An 18,828-nucleotide genomic window follows, 5' to 3' on the forward strand; every position below is an offset into this window, starting at 1 on the left:
GAATGTTATTCTCTCAGTCTGAGAGTGTCAGTTGCAAGAAGGGGAATCGCATGCAGATCGCGGGAAGCGCGGCGATCGTCGTCGGTGGTACCGGCGGACTCGGTGAGGCGACGGTCCGCCGCCTGCACGGCGCGGGCGCCAAGGTCGTGGTCGCCGATGTCGCCGACGACAAGGGCCGCGAGCTGGAATCCGAGCTGGGCGTGCGGTACGTGCACACCGATGCGACGTCCGAGGAGTCGGTGAACGCCGCGATCGCCGAGGCGCAGTCGCTCGGCCCGCTGCGCATCTCGGTCGACACCCACGGCGGCCCCGCCAGCGGTGGCCGGCTGATCGGCAAGGACGGCTCGCCGCTGGACCTCGACGGGTTCAAGCGGACCATCGAGTTCTACCTGACGGCGGTGTTCAACGTGATGCGGCTGTCGGCGGCGGCGATCGCCACGAGCGAGCCGCTCGACGAGGGCGCCCGCGGCGTCATCATCAACACCGCGTCGATCGCGGGATACGAGGGCCAGGTCGGCCAGCTGCCCTACGCCGCCGCCAAGGGCGGTGTGCTCGGCATGACCCTCGTCGCCGCCCGCGACCTCTCGCCGCTGGGCATCCGCGTGGTCAGCATCGCGCCCGGCACCATCAACACGCCTGCCTACGGCAAGGCAGCCGACCAGCTCGAGCAGTACTGGGCGCCGCAGGTGCCGTTCCCCAAGCGCATGGGCCGCTCCACCGAGTACGCCCAGCTCGCGCAGAGCATCATCGAGAACGACTACCTCAACGGCGAGGTCATCCGCCTCGACGGAGCTCTGCGGTTCCCGCCCAGGTGAATTCGTCGCTGGCGGGCAAGGTCGCGTTCGTCGCGGGCGCCAGCCGCGGCATCGGCGCGACCGTCGCCAAGGCGCTGGCCGCCGAGGGCGCGGCCGTCGCGGTGGCCGCCCGCTCCGAGGAGCAGGGCAAGCTGCCCGGCACCATCGGCTCCGTCGCCGACGCGATCACCGCGGCGGGCGGGCGCGCGCTTCCCGTCCCGTGTGACGTCACCAACGAGGAATCGGTGGAAGCCGCTGTGGCCGCCACTGTTTCGGAGTTCGGTGGGATCGACGTACTGGTCGCCAACGCGGGCGTGCTGTGGCTGGGACCGGTCGAATCCACCCCGCTCAAACGCTGGCAGCTCTGCCTCGACGTGAATCTGACCGGCGTGTTCCTCGTGACCAAGGCCGTCATCCCACACGTGCGGGCACGCGGCGGCGGCTCGCTGATCGCGGTGACCACCACCGGCGTCGGCATGGTCGACGCCGGGTCGAACGCCTACTGGGTGTCCAAGGCGGCGGTCGAACGGCTGTACCTCGGGCTGGCCTCCGACCTGAAGGGTGACGGCATCGCCGTCAACTGTCTGAGCCCGTCGCGCGTGGTGCTCACCGAGGGCTGGCAGGCCGGCGGCGCAGGCATGGAGATCCCGCCCGAGATGGTCGAGCCGCCCGAGGCGATGGGCCGCGCGGCGGTGCTGCTGGCCTGCCAGACCGCAGGCGGAATCACCGGCACGGTCCAGCGCTCGGAAGAACTCACCTGAGCCGGCGAACGCAGCGTCAGATCGCGTCGAAGGGCTCGCCGTCCAGCGCGACCGACGGCAGGCCATCCGGCCCGACCGGCACGTCGCCGACCAGCGTGACGCGGTAGAGCCTGCGGTCGTCGTCGGTGGTGAGGTCCGACGGCGCGAGGTGCACCGTCGATCGGTTGTCCCAGAACGCGATACTGCCCGGCTCCCACTTGAACCGGACGGTGTGCTCCGGACGCGCCAGCTCGTCGTAGAACAGCCCGAGCAGACGACGGCTCTCGTGCGGCGACACCCCGACGATGTGGCTGGTGAAACCCGGGTTGACGTACAGCGCGCGCTCCCCCGTCTCCGGATGCACGCGCACCACCGGATGTTCGGTGAGCAGCGGCCGCCGGCTGACCCGTTGCCGGTAGTCGTCCGTCGCGGTGGTGCCGTCGGGTGGTGAGAACCGGTGCACCGCACGCAGACCGTCGGCGAGCCGCCGCACCGGCTCAGACAATCCCTCATACGCGGCAACGGTGTTCGACCACTGCGTGTCACCCCCGTAGGGCGGGATCACCTCCGCCCGCAGAATCGACGCCGCGGGCGGATTGACCGCGGCGGTCACGTCGGCGTGCCAGTTCGCCCGGTCGAAGCCGCGGCTGGCGCCGTACCGGGACTTGAAACGGTCGCGGAAGATCGGATAGATCGTGGGGTACTGGGGGTCCGGGATCGCATCGAACAGCGGGTGCGCCGGCGTGGGATCGCCGAATGCCGACGCGAAGCGCAGGTGGTCGTCGTGTCCGATGAACTGGTCACGGAAGAACACCACCTTCCACTTCAGCAGTGCCGCGCGGATGTCGGCGACGTGCGCGTCGCTCAGCGGTGCGGTGAGGTCGACGCCGTGGATCTCGGCGCCGGTCCAGCCGGACTGCGGCCTCACGTCGAGTGCCTGGGCTACCTGTGTCACTCGGGACTCCTTCTCTCGAAACTTTCGGATTTCTGGGACTTCTCGGCGTCGATCACTGTTCGATGGGGCGGGGCTGTACACCGTCGAGTTCGTTCTGCGCCGTGACGATGTCGTTGTAGCGGCCGTCGACGTAGGGCGTGACGTCGACGCGGGTCTTGGTGGTGCCGGTGTCGAAGAGTCCGTCGGCGACGGTCTGGAACAGCGCGGTCGACGAGGCGTCGATCGGGTAGTAGGACGCGATGCCGTCCTCCTCGTAGAGCTTCTTGCCCTGGTCGAACGTGATGCCCTGCTGCTTGACGTAGTACTCGTCGATCCACTGGTCGGCGTGGGTGTCCTTCCAGTTGTTGGCCGCCACCGCCCGGCCGACGTAGTCGCCGATCGCCGCCACCTTCGCGGGATCGTCGAGGATGTCCTTCCGCACGATCAGGCTCTGGATCCCGGTGTTGATGCCCTTGCCGTCGCCGAGGATCGGCGGTTCGCCGAGTTGGTAGTACTGGTTCCCCAGCACGATCGCCGCCTCCACCGCACCCGCGGCGAACGTCGGAACCACCTCGGCCCCCGCGAGTTCGACCGGCTGCACATCGGTGCGCAGGTCCAGTCCGTGTTGCTTGAGCAGGGCGGCGGTGACCATGTGGCGGCCAGATCCCGGCGGGTAGGCCACCCGCTTGCCGCGTAGGTCCTCGATCGTGGTGACGCCGCTGTTCGGCCGGGCCACCAGGTAGTAGCCGCCCGAGGTGCCGGGATTGGCCTGCAGCCCAATGGTCACCAGGTCGGTGACGCCGCTGTCGACGGCGATGGGAACCGGCGCCTCGCCGATGGAGCCGATGTCGGCGGCGCCGGATCGCAGCGCCTCGATCACCGCCGCGCCGCCGCTGAAGTCGGCGAACTCGACCGAGTAGGGCGTGTCCTTGCCCGCGCCGGCGAGGTCCCACGGCAGCGACTGTGTCGCATTCTGCTCGGCGACGACGAGTTTCGTGCCTGCCGGCACCTCCCCCTTGGTGGCGATCTGAACCGAGTCGATCGCTTCGCCCGCTTCGTCGTCGGAGAGGCCGCAGGCGGCGGCCAGCAAAGAGACCGTCAGTGCGACAGTGAGTTTCCACCCGGAACTGGGCATGCGTTGTTCCTATTCTGTGTGCGGCAGATCATTGGTCGTCGGTGACGCCGAGCTCGGTCAGCAGCCGGGTCCGCAGGCCGGCGAACTCCGCCGACGCGCGCTTGCGCGGTTTGGGCACCGTCACCTCGGTGTCGAGCGAGATGGTGCCGTCGGTCAGCACCACGACGCGATCGGCCAGCAGGATGGCCTCGTCGACGTCATGGGTGACCAGGAGCACGGCGGGCGTGTGCCTGCGGCACAGGTCCTGCAGCAGGCCGTGCATCTTGATGCGGGTGAGCGCGTCGAGAGCGCCGAACGGCTCGTCGAGCAACAGCAGTTCGGGTTCGCGCACCAGTGCGCGGGCCAGCGCGACGCGTTGCGCCTCGCCGCCGGACAGCGTGCGCGGCCACGCCTTGGCCTTGTCGGCCAGGTTGACCTCGGCCAGTGCGGCAAGAGCCTGCCGGCGCACCGCGCCGTTCGACGGCAGGCCGACGGTCACGTTGGTCTGCACCCGTTGCCACGGCAGCAGCCGCGGATCCTGGAACACGATGGCCCGTCGCTCCGGCACCCGCACGAAGCCGTCGACCTCGCCGTCGAGCGCGCCCAGTGCGCGCAGGAACGTGCTCTTGCCCGAGCCGCTGCGGCCGAGCAGTGCGACGAACTCACCGGCGCGGATCTGCAGGTCGAGGCCGTCGAGAACGGTGCTGTCGCCGAACTGTTTTCGCAGATTGCGGACCAGGACCACCGTCTCGGTCAGCGTGTCAGTCTCCGTCATAGGCCCGTCTCCAGGTGAGCAGCCTGCTTTCCAGGAAGCGCACGATCAGGATCGACGACAGCCCGAGCGCGGCGTAGACGGCGATCAGCACGAAGACGACGTCGACCTGGAAGTACTCCCGCGCGTCGGTCATCATCCGGCCGAGACCCTTCTTGGCGTTGATGGTCTCGGCGAAGATCAGTGCCAGCCACGAAGCGGTGAGGCCGAGGCGCAGGCCGACCAGGAATCCGGGCAGTGACCCGGGCAGGACGACGCGGTGGATCAGCTCCGTGCGGCCGGCGCCGAACGACCGTGCCGCCTCGACGAGACCGGCGTCCACGCTGCGGATGGCGCTGAACGTGTTGATGTAGATGGAGACCGCCACCGCGATGGTGATGAGCGTGATCTTGGGCACCTCGCTGATGCCGAACCAGACGATCAGCAGCGGAACCAGGGCGAAGTTCGGGATGGCGTTCAGCACTTCCATGTTCGCGTCGACGAAGTTCTCGCCGATCCGCGACAGCCCGGCGATCAGCGCCAGTCCCAGCCCGAGCGCGATGCCGAACACCAGCCCGTACCCGACCCGCAGCAGGCTGGTCGACAGATGCTCCTGCAGCGAGCCGTCCAGGATGAGTTGGTACCCGGCGCGCACCACCCGCGTCGGGGGTGGCACCGTGCGGGAGTCGAAGGCGCCGCTCGAGGAGAGCAGCTGCCACAGACCGACGAGCAGCACCGGCCCGAGCAGGCGCTGCAGTTGGCGCGGGACGCGGCGTTTGGGACGGCTGCCGGCGTGTGCCGCCCGCGGATCGACGAGCCTGGCCGCGGCCCCGCCGCCGCCGGGCACCCGCGGGGTCAGCACCGTCGCCATCTCAGGCGGCCCCGAAGAACTCACCGGAGATCGACTCGGACGGCAGGCCGTCGGGCCCGACGGGCACGTCGCCGACCAGCGTGATGCGATGCAGCACCCGGTCACCCTCGACGTGCTCGAAATCGCGCGGCGCCAGATGCAGTGCGGCGCGGTTGTCCCAGAAGGCCACGCTGCCCGGCTCCCACTTGAAGCGCACGGTGTACTCGGGCCGGCCGATCTGCTCGAACAGCAGGTCCAGCACATGCCGGCTCTCCCGCGGCGACAGGTCGACGATCTCCCGGGTGAACGACGGGTTCACGTACACCACACGCTCTCTGGTCTCGGGGTGCACACGGACGACCGGATGGATCGACGCAAGCGGGTTGGTACGCACCAGGTCGCCGATCTTCTCGCTGCTCCGATCGGCCGAAAAGGTCGCGCCGAAGCGGTGTTCGGCGCGCAGGCCGTCGATGAACGCCCGCACCGAGGGCGCCAGCCCCTGGTAAACCGCTGCGACATTGGTGAACTGGGTGTCGCCGCCGTACGGCGGGACCGTCTCGGCGCGCAGGATCGAATGCGACGGGGGGTTGATCAGCGGGGTGACGTCGGCATGCCATTGCGGTCCGTTGGGGCTCTGCTTCTTGCGGTACCGGGTCCCGTAGCGGTGGTCGTAGGCGGCCGGTGAGACCGTGTGGATCTGCGGGAATTCCGGTGGCGCCGAGTCGCCTTCGTACGGGTGGCCCGGCGTCACGTCGCCGAAGCGGGCGCCGAACGCGATCTGCGCCGCGTGGTCGAGCGTCTGGTCGCGGAAGAACACCACCTTCCACTTGTGCAGCGCCGCGCGGATGACCGCCGTCTCCTCGTCCGACAGCGGCACCGACAGGTCGACACCCGTGATCAAGGCACCGGTCCATCCGGACAGCGGTGTCACCTGCAATGCGGTCTTGGTAGCAACGGTCATCGTCTCGTCCCCTCGAAGTCATACCGACGTCAGCGATTCGAACGCTAACGGCAAGACTCCGGGGCGCTACCGGTTTGAATCGCCCTGAATTTCTCGAGCTCCCATTTCCGCGAGTGTGCGTGTCTGCGGGCCGACACGCCGTCTCGAGCCGACCACCACGCACGGTCACGCCGCGCGAGCGTGCGTGAGTTCGCGACCGATGCGTCCGACGATGTCGAACGGGCGGTACCGCACGTCGTCCCAGACGACTCGCAACACGATCCACCCGATGTCGCGCAGCGCCTCTTGCCGGACGCGGTCGCGACGGAGCGCGTCGGCGCCCTCATGCCATTCCATGCCGTCGTACTCGACGGCCAGGCGCTGATCCGGCCACGCCAGATCGAGTCGCCACAGCCGACCATCGAAATCGTGCACCTCGTACTGGAGTTCCGGAGCGGGCAAGCCGCCGTCGAGCACGACGAGCCGAAGTTCGCTCTCCATCGGCGACTCGGCCCGGGGATCGGCCAGCGACAGCAGATCACGCACGGCGATGATCCCCCGTCTCCCTGCCTGTTCGGTCGCAGCGCACCAGAGCCCGGCGCGCGTACAGGTTTCGCTTCGCAGCGCGGCATCGAGAGTGGCCAGTGCCCGCGGGCGGCGCAGCGACCGCGCGACCTCGACCGCAGTCCACGTCGGGGTTGTTGCGGGCCGGCCGTTGACGATGCGCAACGGTGCACCGTCACGCCGGTGCACCACCAGTCCTTCGGCAGGTCGCAGCTGACGTGACGCCGGGTTCACGACGTGCAACGCAGCGGTGTCCTCGGTGTCGAAGGCGTACCACGCCGCCGCGGTGCCGAGGCACACGGCGACTGTGGCACCCGACGACAGGTCGAGTCCGCGCAGCCGCATGCCTTGTGTCGGTTCGCCGAGGCAGTAGATTCCCTGCCACATCCGCTCCAAGCTGCCGTCGCCGACCAAACGATCGAAGGCGTGCCGGGTGATGCGATCGAGGATCTGCCCGCTTGTGGCTACGCCGCCCTGCTCGTGCAGTAGCCGGCTGAGATCGGTGTCCATGAAAACCGATGCTCGACAGCGCCGACCCGTCGCGGAAGTGCGTGACGGCAGGTTGTGGATGAATCGGCGACTGTGAACAGCCGATGCGGCGCGAGCGTGCGCGGACTGCTGCCCGTTATCGGTGTGTCGGGCAACAGACACGCACGCTCGCAGGAACGGCGAGTCAACGCATTCGGGGCTACGTGTTCTTGGCGATCAGACCGTCGACGATCCGGTTGAAGTCATCGGTCCCGAACGAGACGTACTCCGACAGGTTGGCGTAGTCCAGCGACGCCATCACCGACTTCTCGAGTTGGATGTTCATCAGCCGCTTGGTGGCTTCGAGCGCCTGCTGCGGCAACTCCATGATCTTCTGCGCGCACGCGATCGCCTCGGTCAGCGGGTCGGCCACCACATGGTTGGCCATCCCGAGTTCGAGGGCGCGGGCGGCCTTGATCCGGACACCGGTGAACGCGTACTCCTTGGCCTGCAACAGACTGATCTGCGACGGCCACACCAGTGGCCCGCCGTCGGCGGCGACCAGGCCGATCGACACGTGCGGATCGGCGAAGAACGCCGTCTCGGCCATGTAGACGATGTCGGACAGCGCGGCCAGGCTGCAGCCGAGCCCGACGGCCGGACCGTTCACCGCGGCGACCACCGGGATGCGGCATCGCACCATGCCGATGACGAGGTCGCGGCCGTGCTTGATCGTCTTCTGGCGCAGCGCCTCGTTCTTGCGCAGTTCGTCGAGGTAGTTGAAGTCGCCGCCGGCCGAGAACGCCCGTCCCGCACCGGTGATCACCGCCGCTCGCGCGTCGGCGTCCTCGTTGAGCGCCTCCCAGATCCGGGCCAGCCCCACGTGCAGCGGGTCGTTGACCGCGTTGAGCTCGTCGGGCCGGTTGAGCGTGATGATGCGCAGGCCACCGTCGGCGCGGACGTCGATCTCGTCGGGCATGTCGTACATGTCAGTTCCTCTCGCTCACAATCCCAGGATGCGTTGCGCGATGATGTTCTTCTGGATCTGCGACGTGCCGCCCATCACGCTCTGCGCGCGGCTGTACATGTAGGCGCCGAAGAGATCCTCGTCGCCGGTGCCCACCGTGGCGAGCGCGGCATGCCCGACCGACTGCTCGACCCACGTCATGAGCAGCTTGTCCAGCGACCCGTCCGGTCCGTGCTTGATGCCGTCGAGCTGCTCGGAGAGTCGCCGGCGCACATGCAGCCGCAGCATCTCGGTCTGCACCCAGGCCCAGGACAGCTCGTCGGGTGCCGGACCGTCGACCCGGGAGGCCAACTGACGCACAGTCTTTCCGTATCGTGCCGAGAAGCCCAGCGTCGACGGTTCACGCTCATGGCTGACCACCGTCATCGCGAGTTTCCAGCCCTCGCCCGGGGCGCCCACCATGTTGTCGACGGGCACCCGCGCCCCGTCGAATTCGACCTGACCGAACTCCCGGGTGACTCCGCTGATCATCTTCAGCGGGCGCTGCTCGATACCGTCCTGGTGCATCGACACGATGAACGCCGAGATGCCCTTGTGCTTCGGCACATCCTTCTCCGTGCGGGCGAGCACCAGACACCAGTCGGCGACATCGGAGTAACTGGTCCAGATCTTGTGACCGTGGATGACGTACTCGTCACCGTCACGGACCGCCGTCGTGGTCAACGATGCGAGGTCCGACCCGGCACCCGGTTCCGAGAAGCCCTGGCACCACCGCTCGGTGCCGTTGATCATGCCGGGCAGGAAACGTTGCCGCAGTTCCTCGCTGCCGTGATGGCTCAGGCCGACGACGAGGTAGCCCAGACTCGGCCGCGCCGGCGCGCCGGCCTTCGCGATCTCCTCGTCGACGATGACGTCGTAGACCGGTGGCAGATCCTGGCCGCCGTAGGCCTTCGGCCATGACGTGCCGAAGAATCCGGCCTGGAAGAGCGCCTGGTGCCATTCGCCCGCCTTGGCCCAGTACTCATCGCCCGAGGTCGGGAACTTGCCCCTCTGGTCGATCAACCACGCGCGCAGCCGATCCCGGAACGCGGCCTCGTCGGGTCCGTCACGAAAGTCCAATGGTCAGCTCCTCCAACTTGACGGGCCAGGCCTCCGTGGCGGCCAGCACCCGACGCAGATAGATGTGGGCCAAGCACTCCCAGGTGTTGCCGATGCCGCCGTGTACCTGGATCGACGTCTCGCACACGGTCAATGCCGAACGCGCACAGTAGACCTTGGCCACCCGGCCGGCCTCGACAGCTTCGGTGACCGGAAGTTCGTCGACCGCCCACGCCGCGTGCCGGGACACGCTGATCGACCCCTCGATCAGCGCCAGGCTCTCGGCCAGCAGGTGCGCGACCGCCTGATACGACCCGATCGTCGAGCCGTACTGCTCGCGGACCTTGGCGTACTCACATGCCAGCGCATGGGCGCCGCGGGCCGCGCCGACGATGTCCGCGGTCGTCGCCGCGAGCGCCAACGCATACCAGCGTCCCCGGTCGTCATCGGACAGCTCGCTCAGCTCGGCGGGCGACTGCTCAACGCCGGCAAGGCTTCCGGTCAGGTCCACCGACGCCGGCCGGACATCGGGCAACGCGAGTTCGCGGCCGAGCCTGCGCTGCAGGTCGTCGGCGAGCACCGGACCGAGGAACGGGACGTCGACCAGGCCGCGTCCGAACTCCTCGGCGACGATCGCCACCTCCACCCCGGATGCCTCGTCCGAGCGCAGCGACCGCCACCCGGTCGACGCGACGGTCTTCTCCAGCCGGGCGGCGCGGCCGTCGTCGTCGAGGTCGGCCACCGACCCGGGACCGAGATCGTCGGCGAGCTTGGCCGCAGCGTCCCGCAGCTGCTGTTGTTCACTGGTCAGTCGGACGTCCATGAGCCTCCTTGAGCACGCGGCGCAACGCCTTTCCGGACGGTAGGCGGGGGATTTCCGGCACGAACACCACCCGGCGGGGCCGCTTGTAGCGAGCGAGCCGGTCGCCGACCAGTTCCACGAGTTCCTCCGACGACACCGGCGCGCTGGTGGTGACAGCCGCGATCACGGCCTCGCCGTCCGCGGCGTCGGGCACGCCGAACACGGCGCAGTCCTCGACGGCCGGGTGTCCGTGCAGCACCGCCTCGACCTCGGCGGGCGCGACCTGGAAGCCGCGCACCTTGATCATCTCCTTGAGCCGGTCGGTGATCCGCAGCCAGCCGTCCGCGTCGAGCACGCCGACATCGCCTGTGCGGTACCAGCCGTCGCTGAAGGACTCTGCGGTCACCTCGGCGGGCAGGTAGCCGGCCATCACGGCATCGGAGCGGACCTGGATCTCGCCTGTCTGCCCGGCCGGCAGCACCGCCGCCGATTCGGGGTCGACGATGCGCACGCTCACCCCCGGTACGGGCCGGCCGACGGTGTCGAGCCGGGCGCCGTCGACGGGATTGGCCGCAATCACCGGGACCTCGCTCGTGCCGTATGCGGCGACCCACCGCACACCGACGCGCCGCGTGACACTGTCGGCGACGCTCCCGGTGACCGGGGTGGCGCACCACATGATGTAGCGCAGTGAGGACAGGTCGTAGCTCTCGAGCGCCGGATGCCCGGCGATGGCCAGGGCGATCGGCGCCACCGACATCTCGATGGTGATCCGGTCGGCGGCGATGTGACGCAGCATGGCGTCGACGTCGAACCGGCGGTGAAGCCGGATCCACGCCTGGGTGTCCAATGCCATCGCGATGTTGAGCAGACCGAGGATGTGCGACGGGGGCGTCATGATCTGCATCCGGTCCGACGCCGACAGTTTGAGTGCATCCCGCCACTGCCGCACGGCGACGGCGAATGCGCGGTGGGTGTGACGGACCGCCTTGGGCATCCCGGTGGTGCCGGAGCTGAAGACCAGAAGTGCGTCGGACCCGGGCGGCGGCGCGGGGAACGTCCGCATGCCCGGCGCGATCGGTTCGTCGAGATGCAGCATCGGTACCAGTTCGGCCAGCAGCGCCTGGTCGCCGACGGCGTGCGACGCACCGGTCAGCGTGAGGGCGTTCTGGACCTCGAGGCGCTTCCACGCCGGGCTGATGAGGACCACGGCCGCGCCCAGCCGCCAGATCGCCCGCAGCGCGACGACGAACTCCGGGCGGTTGGACGACATCAGCGCCACCCGGTCACCGGCGCGCACGCCGCGGTGTTCCAGGGTGGTGGCCATGCCATTGGCCATCGCGTCGAGTTGTGCCAGGGTGAACTCGCGGTCTTCGAAGGCGAGAGCGACCGGGTCAGTCACGTGTCGGCCTCCTCGCACACCGCCGCTTACGCCCTCCTCGTGCCGCACCGAGCCGGTGCCTGACCCGTCTTGAGAAGAGCCTATCATTAGAAGAGAATAGAGTTCTCTTATAACCAGAATGACGATGCCCAGAGGAGTCTGATGACGGCCGAACCGATGACCGACGCTTCCGCGGTACCGGGTGAGATCACCTTCATCTTCGATCGGGCACGGGTTTCGGTGGCCGGACGCCCCGGAGAGACGCTGCTGGAGAGCGCCCGCCGCGGCGGGATGACGCCGCCGTTCTCCTGCGAGGCGGGCAACTGCGGAACGTGCATGGCCAAGCTGACCGAGGGCACCGCCACCATGCGGGTCAACGACGCCCTCGACGACGACGAGGTCGAGGACGGCTACGTGCTCACGTGCCAGGCGGTGCCCGACACCGCCGTCGTCGTCGTGGACTACGACGACGTCTGAGCCTGCACCGGCAGGGGCGGCGGCGGCCGGTAGTCGGGGGTGTACCCCGACACCCGCACCGGACTGCCGACCAGACGGTACGGTCCCGCGTCCACCAGCGCCTCCGGCGTCGCGTCGAGCGCCTGCGGCAGGCTGCGCACCGCTGCGGCGGGGATGCCCAGCGGGCGCAACCGCGCCTCCCACCCGTCGGCGGTGTCGGTGCGCAGCGCCGCCGTGACGACCGCCAGCACCTCCTCGCGGCGGGCCGCACGCTCGGCCATCGTCGGGAAGCCGTCGATGCCTGCCTCCGCCGCGAACAGCCGCCAGAATCCGTCATGGGTGATGAACAGCGCGAGGAACCCTGCTGCGGTGGGAAACAGCTGCGCGGGAACGTAGTACGAATGCGCGCCGTTCGGGAAACGGCGCGGCTCGACGCCGTCGTTGAGGTAGGCCGCCGCGCGGTAGTTGAGCTGAGAGAGCATCACGTCGCGCAGTGAGACGTCCACCTGACCGCCGCGACCCGACACGATCATCGCCAGCAGGCCGAGAGCCGCGGTCAGCCCGGTGGAGTTGTCCGCCGAGGAATATCCGGGCAGCGTCGGCGGTCCGTCCGGATCGCCGGTCATCGCCGCGACGCCGGTGGCGGCCTGGATCACGTAGTCGAACGCGGGGTCGTCGCCGCCGTCGAGGCCGAAGCCCGTCATCGCGACGCACACGATCTTCTCGTTGTAGCGCCGCAGATCCTCATAGGTGAGGCCGAGCTTGCGGATCACCGAGGGCTTCATGTTGACCAGCAGCGCATGCGATTCCGCGACCAGCTCCCCGAGCCGGCGCTGCCCGTCGGGCGACTGCAGGTCCAGGCAGATGTTGGCCTTGTTGCGGTTCAGGCTGGCGAAGTAGCTGTCGCTGACCTGCCGGGAGATCTCGCCGCCGGGCGGCTCGATCTTGAGGATTTCGGCGCCGAGGTCGGCCAGCATCATCGTGGCGTACGGGCCGGCCAGCATCACGCCGACCTCAAGGACGCGGATGCCCGCGAGCGGCCCCGGAGCCGGAGCGTTCATCGCAGCCCTCGGCTCTTCGCGCGAGCGCTCATCGCACGGCCTTGGCGAGCTCGGCGATCACCTCACGCGTGCGGTACTTCGACGCGATCAGCTCGTCGCGGGTGTCGCCGATCGGCAGCAGCCGCACCGACAGATCGGTCACCCCGGCGTCGGCGAACTGCTTGAACCGCGCCAGGATCGAGTCCTCGTCCCCCGCCGCGCAGAGGTCGCCGACGCTGCGGGCGTCGCCGCGGTCGAGCAACTTCTGGTAGTTCGGCGACGTCTCGGCCTCGGAGAGGATGCGATTCGCCCGTTCCTTGGCGGCGTCGATCTCGGAGTTCGCACACAGGCACACCGGGATGCCTGCGACGATGCGCGGCGCGGGCCTGCCCGCGTCGGCGGCGGCCTTGGTGATCTTCGGTGCGATGTGGTCACCGATGGCCTTCTCGTCGGCCATCCACAGCACGGTGCCGTCGGCGTGCTCACCCGCGAGCTGCAGCATCACCGGACCGAGCGCGGCGACCAGCACCGGCAGCGGTGCCTCCGCAGCCAGAGCGGTCGGGTTGTGCACGGTGAAGTTGCCGTTCTCCACGTCCACCGGGCCGGGACCGGACACCGCGGCGCTCAGCACCTCGAGGTAGTCGCGGGTGTAGCCGGCCGGCTTCTCGTACGGCAGGCCCAGCATGTCGCGGACGATCCAGTGGTGCGACGGACCGACGCCCAGCGCGAGCCGTCCCCCGGCCATCGCGTGCACCGAAAGAGCCTGACGCGCAAGCGCGATCGGATGCTGCGCCTGCAGCGGCACCACCGCGGTGCCCAGTTCGATGCGCGAGGTGTGCGCGGCCATCAGCGCGACCATCGACAGGCAGTCGAAGTCGTCGGGGACCTGCGGCATCCACGCGGTGTCCAGGCCCGCGGCCTCCGCCCACTCGATGTCGGACACCAGCTTCTTGACCTTGCGGGCCATGTCGCCGCGCTCGGCCCCGATCATCACACCGAGTCTCATGTCACCGCACTTCCTTCGCCGAGTGTGAATCCTCGGCGGGATTCAGGACCGAAAACCGCCGACGTTTCACACTCGTCACTGAGTCGCCTTGTCGGTCAGCGCCCGCACGTCACGCACCAGATCCTCCAGCGAGGCGCCGGTCGGGAAGACCGCGGCCGCACCGGCTTCCAGCAGTTTCGGCACGTCGCTCTGCGGGATCGTGCCACCGACGACGACGGCGATGTCCCCCGCATCGGCGGCCCGCAGCGCATCGACGGTGCGCGCGGTGAGCGCCACATGCGCCCCGGACAGGATCGACAGTCCGACCAGCGAGACGTCCTCCTGCAGCGCGATCGACACGATGTCCTCGATGCGCTGGCGGATGCCGGTGTAGATGACCTCGAACCCGGCGTCGCGCAGGGTGCGCGCGACGATCTTGGCGCCGCGATCGTGTCCGTCGAGGCCGGGTTTGGCCACGAGCACGCGCGCGGGAGTCGACGCGGTCATCTAGAACACCACCGGCTGCTGGAACTCGCCCCACACCGACTTCAGCGTGGACACCATCTCGCCGACCGTGCAGTACGCGTTGGCGCAGTCGACCAGCTTGTGCATCAGGTTGTCGTCTCCCTCGGCCGACCGCGCGAGGGCGGCCAGCGCTTCCTTGACCGCGACATTGTCCCGCTCGGCCTTGACCTTCGCCAGCCGCTTGAGCTGCAGATCGCGCCCCTGGGCGTCGAGTTCGTAGGTGTCGATGTCCGGCGGCGGTTCGGCGGTGACGAACTTGTTGACCCCCACCACCGGCCGCTCCCCCGACTCGACCTCCTTGTGGATCTTGTAGGCCTCGTCGGCGATCAGGCCCTGGAGGTAGCCGTCCTCGATGCAGCGCACCATCCCGCCGTGCGCCTCGAGATCGTGCATGATCTCGACGATCTTCTCCTCGGTGGCGTCGGTGAGCGCCTCGACGAAGTACGACCCGCCCAGCGGGTCGGCCACCCGGGTCACCCCGGTCTCGTAGGCCAGGATCTGCTGGGTGCGCAGCGCGAGCGTCGCCGACTCCTCACTGGGCAGCGCGAACGGCTCGTCCCATGCGGCGGTGAACATCGACTGCACGCCGCCCAGGACCGAGGCCATCGCCTCGTAGGCGATGCGCACCACGTTGTTCTGCGCCTGCGGGGCGTACAGCGACGCGCCGCCGGACACGCAACCGAACCGGAACATCGACGCCTTATCACTGGTCGAGCCGTAGCGCTCGCGCACGATGGTCGCCCAGCGCCGCCGGCCGGCACGGTATTTGGCGATCTCCTCGAAGAAGTCACCGTGGGTGTAGAAGAAGAACGAGATCTGCGGCGCGAACTTGTCGATGCTCATCCGGCCGCGCTCGACGACGGTGTCGCAGTAGGTCACGCCGTCGGCCAGGGTGAACGCCATCTCCTGCACCGCGTTGGCGCCTGCGTCGCGGAAGTGCGCGCCCGCCACCGAGATCGCATTGAACCGCGGCACCTCGGCGGCGCAGAACTCGATGGTGTCGGCGATCAGCCGCAACGACGGCTCAGGCGGCCAGATCCACGTCCCGCGCGACGCGTACTCCTTGAGGATGTCGTTCTGGATCGTGCCGGTGAGCTTCTCGCGCGGCACCCCGGCCTTCTCCGCCGCCGCCACGTAGAAGGCGAGCAGGATCGCCGCGGTGCCGTTGATCGTGAAGCTGGTGCTGATCTTGTCCAACGGGATCGAGTCGAACAGGATCTCCGCGTCGGCGAGGGTGTCGACCGCGACGCCGACGCGGCCCACCTCTTCGCCGTACTCGGGATCGTCGGAGTCGTAGCCGCACTGGGTGGGCAGGTCCAGCGCCACCGACAGCCCGGTGCCGCCCTGGTCGAGCAGGTACCGGTAGCGGCGGTTCGACTCCTCGGCGGTGCCGAATCCGGAATACTGCCGGAACGTCCACAGCTTCCCGCGATACCCGGACGCGAAGTTGCCCCGGGTGAAGGGATAGCCGCCGGGCGGCGGCGGGTCGGCATCCCGGTCAGCGGGCCCGTAGACGGGCTCGAGCGGGATGCCCGAGGAGGTCTGCACGGAGTCTGTCATCGATGGATAACGTACTTGCAAAAAATGAGAATGCCAATACCACTTGTCGGAAATGAGCGCCGACGTCCACGTCCTGCCGGCGCGTGAGGACCACCTGTCGACACCGGGCACCCCCGCGCCGACCTCGGCGGGTCGTGAGAGACAATCGATGATTACGGCACTTGCGTCAAAAGAGAATGCCAATACCATCGAGGGCAAGTCCGAGGAGGCCCATGTCCAGCGAGCAAGCGTTCACCGACCGCACCATGGTGGTCTCCGGCGGCAGCCGGGGCATCGGCCTGGCGATCGCGATCGGCGCCGCCCGGCACGGGGCCAACGTCGTGCTGCTGGCCAAGACCGCCGAACCGCACCCCAAGCTGCCCGGCACCGTGCACACCGCGGTCGCCGACATCGAGGCCGCGGGCGGCAAGGCCGTGCCCGTGGTGGGCGACGTGCGCAAGGAAGAGGACGTCGCGCGCGCGGTCGAGGCCGCCGTCGAGCACTTCGGCGGGATCGACATCGTGGTGAACAACGCCAGCGCGATCGCCACCGAGCCGACCGAGGCACTGGCCGCCAAGAAGTTCGACCTGATGATGGACATCAACCTGCGCGGCACGTTCCTGCTGACCAAGGCCGCGCTGCCGCACCTGCGCCGCTCGGCCAACGCCCATGTCCTCACACTCGCGCCACCGCTGAACCTCAGCCCGCACTGGCTGGGCGCCCACCCGTCGTACACGCTCTCGAAGTACGGGATGACCCTGCTGTCGCAGGGCTGGGCCGCCGAGTACGCGGACGCCGGCATCGCGTTCAACTGCCTGTGGCCGCAGACCTACATCGCCACCGCCGCGGTCGCTCACATCGGTGAGAAGGCGCTCGAATCCGCCCGCAGCCCGGAGATCATGGCCGATGCCGCCGTCGAGGTGCTGTCCCGCCCGGCGCGCGAGGCCACCGGCAACTGCTACATCGACTCCGAGGTGCTGGCTTCGGCGGGAATCACCGACCTGACCCGCTACGGTGGCGGAGACAACCCCACCCTGGACATCTTCGTCGACGAGGCGGACCGGCCATGAGCATCTCGCTGCTGTTGGAGATGGCCTCGTCCAGCGATCCCGACCGCACCGCCGTCGTCTCCAACGATCTTCGGCTGAGTGCGGGCGAGCTCAGCGCCCTGGCCGACGGCGGCGCGGGCGTGATCACCGCCTCCGGCGCCTCGCACGTCGCCTATGTGGGTACCGGCGGGGCGATGTTGCCGCTGCTGCTGTTCGCGTCGGCGCGCGCCGCCGTGCCGTTCACCCCGCTGAACTACCGGCTCAGCCGCGACGGGTTACGCGAGCTGATCGAGCGGCTCCCCGACGCGCTGGTGATCGCCGACGCCGACTACCACGACGCCGTCGGTGACGCCGGCAGGCAGACGGTCACCTCCGACGACTTCCTGGCGGCCGCCCGCACCGCCGAACCGGTCGCCGAGTTCGCCGACCCCGATGCCGTCGCGGTGGTGCTCTTCACCTCCGGCACCACGTCGCGGCCCAAGGCCGTCGAGCTCACCCACAACAACCTGACGAGTTACGTCACCGGCACCGTCGAGTTCGGTTCCGCCGCAGAAGAAGATGCCTCACTGATCTGCGTGCCGCCGTACCACATCGCCGGTGTCGGCGCGGCGATGTCCAACCTCTACGCCGGCCGCAAGATGGTGTACCTGCCCATCTTCGACGCCCGCGAATGGATCCGGCTGATCCGCGACGAGCACGTCACCACCGCGACCGTGGTGCCCACCATGCTCGACCGCATCGTGACGGCACTGCAGAGCGAGCCGGTCGAGTTGCCGACGCTGCGCAATCTCGCCTACGGCGGGTCGAAGGTGGCGCTGCCGCTGGTGCGCACCGCGCTCGAACTGCTGCCCGACGTCGGCTTCGTCAACGCCTACGGCCTCACCGAGACCAGTTCGACGATCGCGGTGCTCGGACCCGACGATCACCGCGCGGCCTTCGGCGCCGACGATCCGGTCGCGGCGCGGCGTCTCGGCTCGGTCGGACAGGTGGTGCCCGGCATCGAGGTGCAGATCCGCGCCGACGACGGCACGGTGCTCGGCCCTGGTGAGACCGGTGAGCTCTACGTGCGCGGCGACCAGGTGTCCGGCCGCTACGCCGAGATCGGTTCAGTGCTCGACGCCGAAGGCTGGTTCCCCACCAAAGATGTCGCGATGCTCGACGAGCAGGGCTACCTGTTCATCGGCGGCCGGTCCGACGACACCATCATCCGCGGCGGCGAGAACATCGCACCCGCCGAGATCGAGGACGTGCTCGTGGAACACCCCGACGTTCACGACGTCGCGGTCATCGGGCCCGAGGACCCGCAGTGGGGCCAGATCATCGTCGCCGTCGTCGTCCCTGCCGCGGGTACCGACCCCGACCCGGACCTGCTGCGCGAACACGTCCGCAGCCACCTGCGCGGCTCGCGCACCCCCGACCGCGTGATCTTCCGCGCCGAACTACCCACCAACGCCACCGGCAAGGTGCTGCGCCGCGAGCTGATCCACGAATTCCAGACGGCCACGAAGGAGCCAGCATGATCAAGAACGGCACCCGCCTGCAGAGCCAGGTCTGCGACACCCAGGTGATCGTGGTGCGCAGCGCCGACAGCCTCGACGACCTGCGGGCAGGCGGCGCACCGATGGTGCCGCTGGACGGCGAGAAGTCCGCCGACGCCACCCTCGACCCGGCGCTGTCCGACGGCAATGTGATGGGCAAGCGCTACGTCGACGACAACGGCGCCGAGGTGCTGGTGACCAAGGCCGGTCAGGGCACTCTGGCCGTCGGCGACACACCGCTCAGCCTCAAGGAGGCCAAGCCGCTGCCCGCCAGCGACTGACGAGGGTCCGGG

Annotated in this window: 20 protein-coding genes; 6 read left to right on the forward strand and 14 right to left on the reverse strand. The window is 68.9% G+C overall.

Annotated features, from left to right (window positions below; all coding sequences use genetic code 11):
- Positions 1-50: 50 nt before the first annotated feature.
- Complete coding sequence (locus ACPCHZ_RS26715) at positions 51-815, forward strand: SDR family NAD(P)-dependent oxidoreductase (RefSeq protein WP_364984369.1); 765 nt, start codon at positions 51-53, stop codon at positions 813-815.
- Entirely contained in the window at positions 812-1,555 is a 744-nt protein-coding gene (locus ACPCHZ_RS26720; RefSeq protein WP_423487509.1) for an SDR family NAD(P)-dependent oxidoreductase, read from the forward strand. Before ACPCHZ_RS26715 ends, ACPCHZ_RS26720 begins: the two co-directional genes overlap by 4 nt.
- Positions 1,556-1,571: 16 nt before the next feature.
- On the opposite strand, the gene ACPCHZ_RS26725 is transcribed toward ACPCHZ_RS26720, so the two are convergent.
- The 10 genes from ACPCHZ_RS26725 to ACPCHZ_RS26770 form a co-directional block, all read right to left on the reverse strand.
- Complete coding sequence (locus ACPCHZ_RS26725; RefSeq protein WP_423487510.1) at positions 1,572-2,489, reverse strand: TauD/TfdA dioxygenase family protein; 918 nt, start codon at positions 2,487-2,489, stop codon at positions 1,572-1,574.
- Positions 2,490-2,541: 52 nt separating this feature from the next.
- Positions 2,542-3,603 carry a PhnD/SsuA/transferrin family substrate-binding protein gene (locus ACPCHZ_RS26730; protein ID WP_423487511.1) on the reverse strand — a complete coding sequence of 354 codons (1,062 nt, stop codon included), beginning with the start codon at positions 3,601-3,603 and terminating at the stop codon, positions 2,542-2,544.
- Positions 3,604-3,631: 28 nt separating this feature from the next.
- Entirely contained in the window at positions 3,632-4,339 is a 708-nt protein-coding gene (locus ACPCHZ_RS26735) for an ABC transporter ATP-binding protein (protein ID WP_423487567.1), read from the reverse strand.
- Positions 4,340-4,343: 4 nt separating this feature from the next.
- Positions 4,344-5,228 (reverse strand): ABC transporter permease, encoded by an 885-nt coding sequence (locus tag ACPCHZ_RS26740; RefSeq protein ID WP_423487512.1) that lies wholly within the window; start codon positions 5,226-5,228, stop codon positions 4,344-4,346.
- A complete protein-coding gene (locus ACPCHZ_RS26745) occupies positions 5,206-6,144 on the reverse strand; it encodes a TauD/TfdA dioxygenase family protein (RefSeq protein ID WP_423487513.1) in 939 nt (312 codons plus the stop codon). The genes ACPCHZ_RS26740 and ACPCHZ_RS26745 overlap by 23 nt, the downstream gene beginning before the upstream one ends.
- A 165-nt stretch (positions 6,145-6,309) precedes the next feature.
- On the reverse strand, positions 6,310-7,197 hold the full coding sequence (locus tag ACPCHZ_RS26750) for a DUF559 domain-containing protein (protein WP_423487514.1): 888 nt from the start codon (positions 7,195-7,197) through the stop codon (positions 6,310-6,312).
- Positions 7,198-7,375: 178 nt separating this feature from the next.
- On the reverse strand, positions 7,376-8,143 hold the full coding sequence (locus ACPCHZ_RS26755) for an enoyl-CoA hydratase/isomerase family protein (protein ID WP_423487515.1): 768 nt from the start codon (positions 8,141-8,143) through the stop codon (positions 7,376-7,378).
- 15 nt (positions 8,144-8,158) lie between these two features.
- The gene (locus tag ACPCHZ_RS26760; RefSeq protein ID WP_423487516.1) at positions 8,159-9,241 is read right to left on the reverse strand and encodes an acyl-CoA dehydrogenase family protein; all 1,083 of its coding nucleotides are present in this window, start codon (positions 9,239-9,241) and stop codon (positions 8,159-8,161) included.
- Positions 9,228-10,043 carry an acyl-CoA dehydrogenase family protein gene (locus ACPCHZ_RS26765; protein WP_423487517.1) on the reverse strand — a complete coding sequence of 272 codons (816 nt, stop codon included), beginning with the start codon at positions 10,041-10,043 and terminating at the stop codon, positions 9,228-9,230. Before ACPCHZ_RS26765 ends, ACPCHZ_RS26760 begins: the two co-directional genes overlap by 14 nt.
- Positions 10,021-11,424: a class I adenylate-forming enzyme family protein gene (locus ACPCHZ_RS26770; protein WP_423487518.1), complete on the reverse strand. Its 1,404-nt coding sequence runs from the start codon at positions 11,422-11,424 to the stop codon at positions 10,021-10,023. The genes ACPCHZ_RS26765 and ACPCHZ_RS26770 overlap by 23 nt, the downstream gene beginning before the upstream one ends.
- A 141-nt stretch (positions 11,425-11,565) precedes the next feature.
- On the opposite strand from ACPCHZ_RS26770, the gene ACPCHZ_RS26775 reads away from it, so the two are divergent.
- A complete protein-coding gene (locus ACPCHZ_RS26775) occupies positions 11,566-11,880 on the forward strand; it encodes a 2Fe-2S iron-sulfur cluster-binding protein (protein WP_423487519.1) in 315 nt (104 codons plus the stop codon).
- On the opposite strand, the gene ACPCHZ_RS26780 is transcribed toward ACPCHZ_RS26775, so the two are convergent.
- The 4 genes from ACPCHZ_RS26780 to ACPCHZ_RS26795 form a co-directional block, all read right to left on the reverse strand.
- A complete protein-coding gene (locus ACPCHZ_RS26780; protein WP_423487520.1) occupies positions 11,865-12,920 on the reverse strand; it encodes a CaiB/BaiF CoA transferase family protein in 1,056 nt (351 codons plus the stop codon). The two genes, ACPCHZ_RS26775 and ACPCHZ_RS26780, sit on opposite strands and share 16 nt — an antisense overlap.
- A 28-nt stretch (positions 12,921-12,948) precedes the next feature.
- The gene (locus ACPCHZ_RS26785) at positions 12,949-13,905 is read right to left on the reverse strand and encodes an LLM class F420-dependent oxidoreductase (RefSeq protein WP_423487521.1); all 957 of its coding nucleotides are present in this window, start codon (positions 13,903-13,905) and stop codon (positions 12,949-12,951) included.
- 75 nt (positions 13,906-13,980) lie between these two features.
- Positions 13,981-14,391 (reverse strand): cobalamin B12-binding domain-containing protein, encoded by a 411-nt coding sequence (locus tag ACPCHZ_RS26790; protein WP_423487522.1) that lies wholly within the window; start codon positions 14,389-14,391, stop codon positions 13,981-13,983.
- A complete protein-coding gene (locus ACPCHZ_RS26795) occupies positions 14,392-15,969 on the reverse strand; it encodes a methylmalonyl-CoA mutase family protein (protein ID WP_364984342.1) in 1,578 nt (525 codons plus the stop codon).
- 212 nt (positions 15,970-16,181) lie between these two features.
- Here ACPCHZ_RS26795 and ACPCHZ_RS26800 point away from each other — a divergent pair, with 212 nt between their 5' ends.
- The 3 genes from ACPCHZ_RS26800 to ACPCHZ_RS26810 are packed head-to-tail and all read left to right on the forward strand — an operon-like array spanning position 16,182 to position 18,816.
- Positions 16,182-17,018, forward strand: a complete 837-nt coding sequence (locus ACPCHZ_RS26800; RefSeq protein WP_364984340.1) for an SDR family oxidoreductase — start codon at positions 16,182-16,184, stop codon at positions 17,016-17,018.
- Entirely contained in the window at positions 17,015-18,517 is a 1,503-nt protein-coding gene (locus tag ACPCHZ_RS26805; RefSeq protein WP_423487523.1) for a class I adenylate-forming enzyme family protein, read from the forward strand. The genes ACPCHZ_RS26800 and ACPCHZ_RS26805 overlap by 4 nt, the downstream gene beginning before the upstream one ends.
- Positions 18,514-18,816, forward strand: a complete 303-nt coding sequence (locus tag ACPCHZ_RS26810; protein ID WP_364984336.1) for a hypothetical protein — start codon at positions 18,514-18,516, stop codon at positions 18,814-18,816. The genes ACPCHZ_RS26805 and ACPCHZ_RS26810 overlap by 4 nt, the downstream gene beginning before the upstream one ends.
- Positions 18,817-18,828 lie beyond the last annotated feature (12 nt).

This window comes from Mycobacterium sp. NPDC050041 (genome assembly GCF_049541695.1).
Classification (GTDB): domain Bacteria; phylum Actinomycetota; class Actinomycetes; order Mycobacteriales; family Mycobacteriaceae; genus Mycobacterium.

Bases quoted from the DNA above. Each gene is read 5' to 3' on its own strand.
- ACPCHZ_RS26750 (WP_423487514.1), bottom strand. From the start codon at position 7,197: ATGGACACCGATCTCAGCCGGCTACTGCACGAGCAGGGCGGCGTAGCC.
- ACPCHZ_RS26745 (WP_423487513.1), bottom strand. From the start codon at position 6,144: ATGACCGTTGCTACCAAGACCGCATTGCAGGTGACACCGCTGTCCGGA.
- ACPCHZ_RS26780 (WP_423487520.1), bottom strand. From the start codon at position 12,920: ATGAACGCTCCGGCTCCGGGGCCGCTCGCGGGCATCCGCGTCCTTGAG.
- ACPCHZ_RS26775 (WP_423487519.1), top strand. From the start codon at position 11,566: ATGACGGCCGAACCGATGACCGACGCTTCCGCGGTACCGGGTGAGATC.
- ACPCHZ_RS26715 (WP_364984369.1), top strand. From the start codon at position 51: ATGCAGATCGCGGGAAGCGCGGCGATCGTCGTCGGTGGTACCGGCGGA.
- ACPCHZ_RS26730 (WP_423487511.1), bottom strand. From the start codon at position 3,603: ATGCCCAGTTCCGGGTGGAAACTCACTGTCGCACTGACGGTCTCTTTG.
- ACPCHZ_RS26810 (WP_364984336.1), top strand. From the start codon at position 18,514: ATGATCAAGAACGGCACCCGCCTGCAGAGCCAGGTCTGCGACACCCAG.
- ACPCHZ_RS26790 (WP_423487522.1), bottom strand. From the start codon at position 14,391: ATGACCGCGTCGACTCCCGCGCGCGTGCTCGTGGCCAAACCCGGCCTC.
- ACPCHZ_RS26755 (WP_423487515.1), bottom strand. From the start codon at position 8,143: ATGTACGACATGCCCGACGAGATCGACGTCCGCGCCGACGGTGGCCTG.
- ACPCHZ_RS26800 (WP_364984340.1), top strand. From the start codon at position 16,182: ATGTCCAGCGAGCAAGCGTTCACCGACCGCACCATGGTGGTCTCCGGC.
- ACPCHZ_RS26805 (WP_423487523.1), top strand. From the start codon at position 17,015: ATGAGCATCTCGCTGCTGTTGGAGATGGCCTCGTCCAGCGATCCCGAC.
- ACPCHZ_RS26795 (WP_364984342.1), bottom strand. From the start codon at position 15,969: ATGACAGACTCCGTGCAGACCTCCTCGGGCATCCCGCTCGAGCCCGTC.
- ACPCHZ_RS26785 (WP_423487521.1), bottom strand. From the start codon at position 13,905: ATGAGACTCGGTGTGATGATCGGGGCCGAGCGCGGCGACATGGCCCGC.
- ACPCHZ_RS26765 (WP_423487517.1), bottom strand. From the start codon at position 10,043: ATGGACGTCCGACTGACCAGTGAACAACAGCAGCTGCGGGACGCTGCG.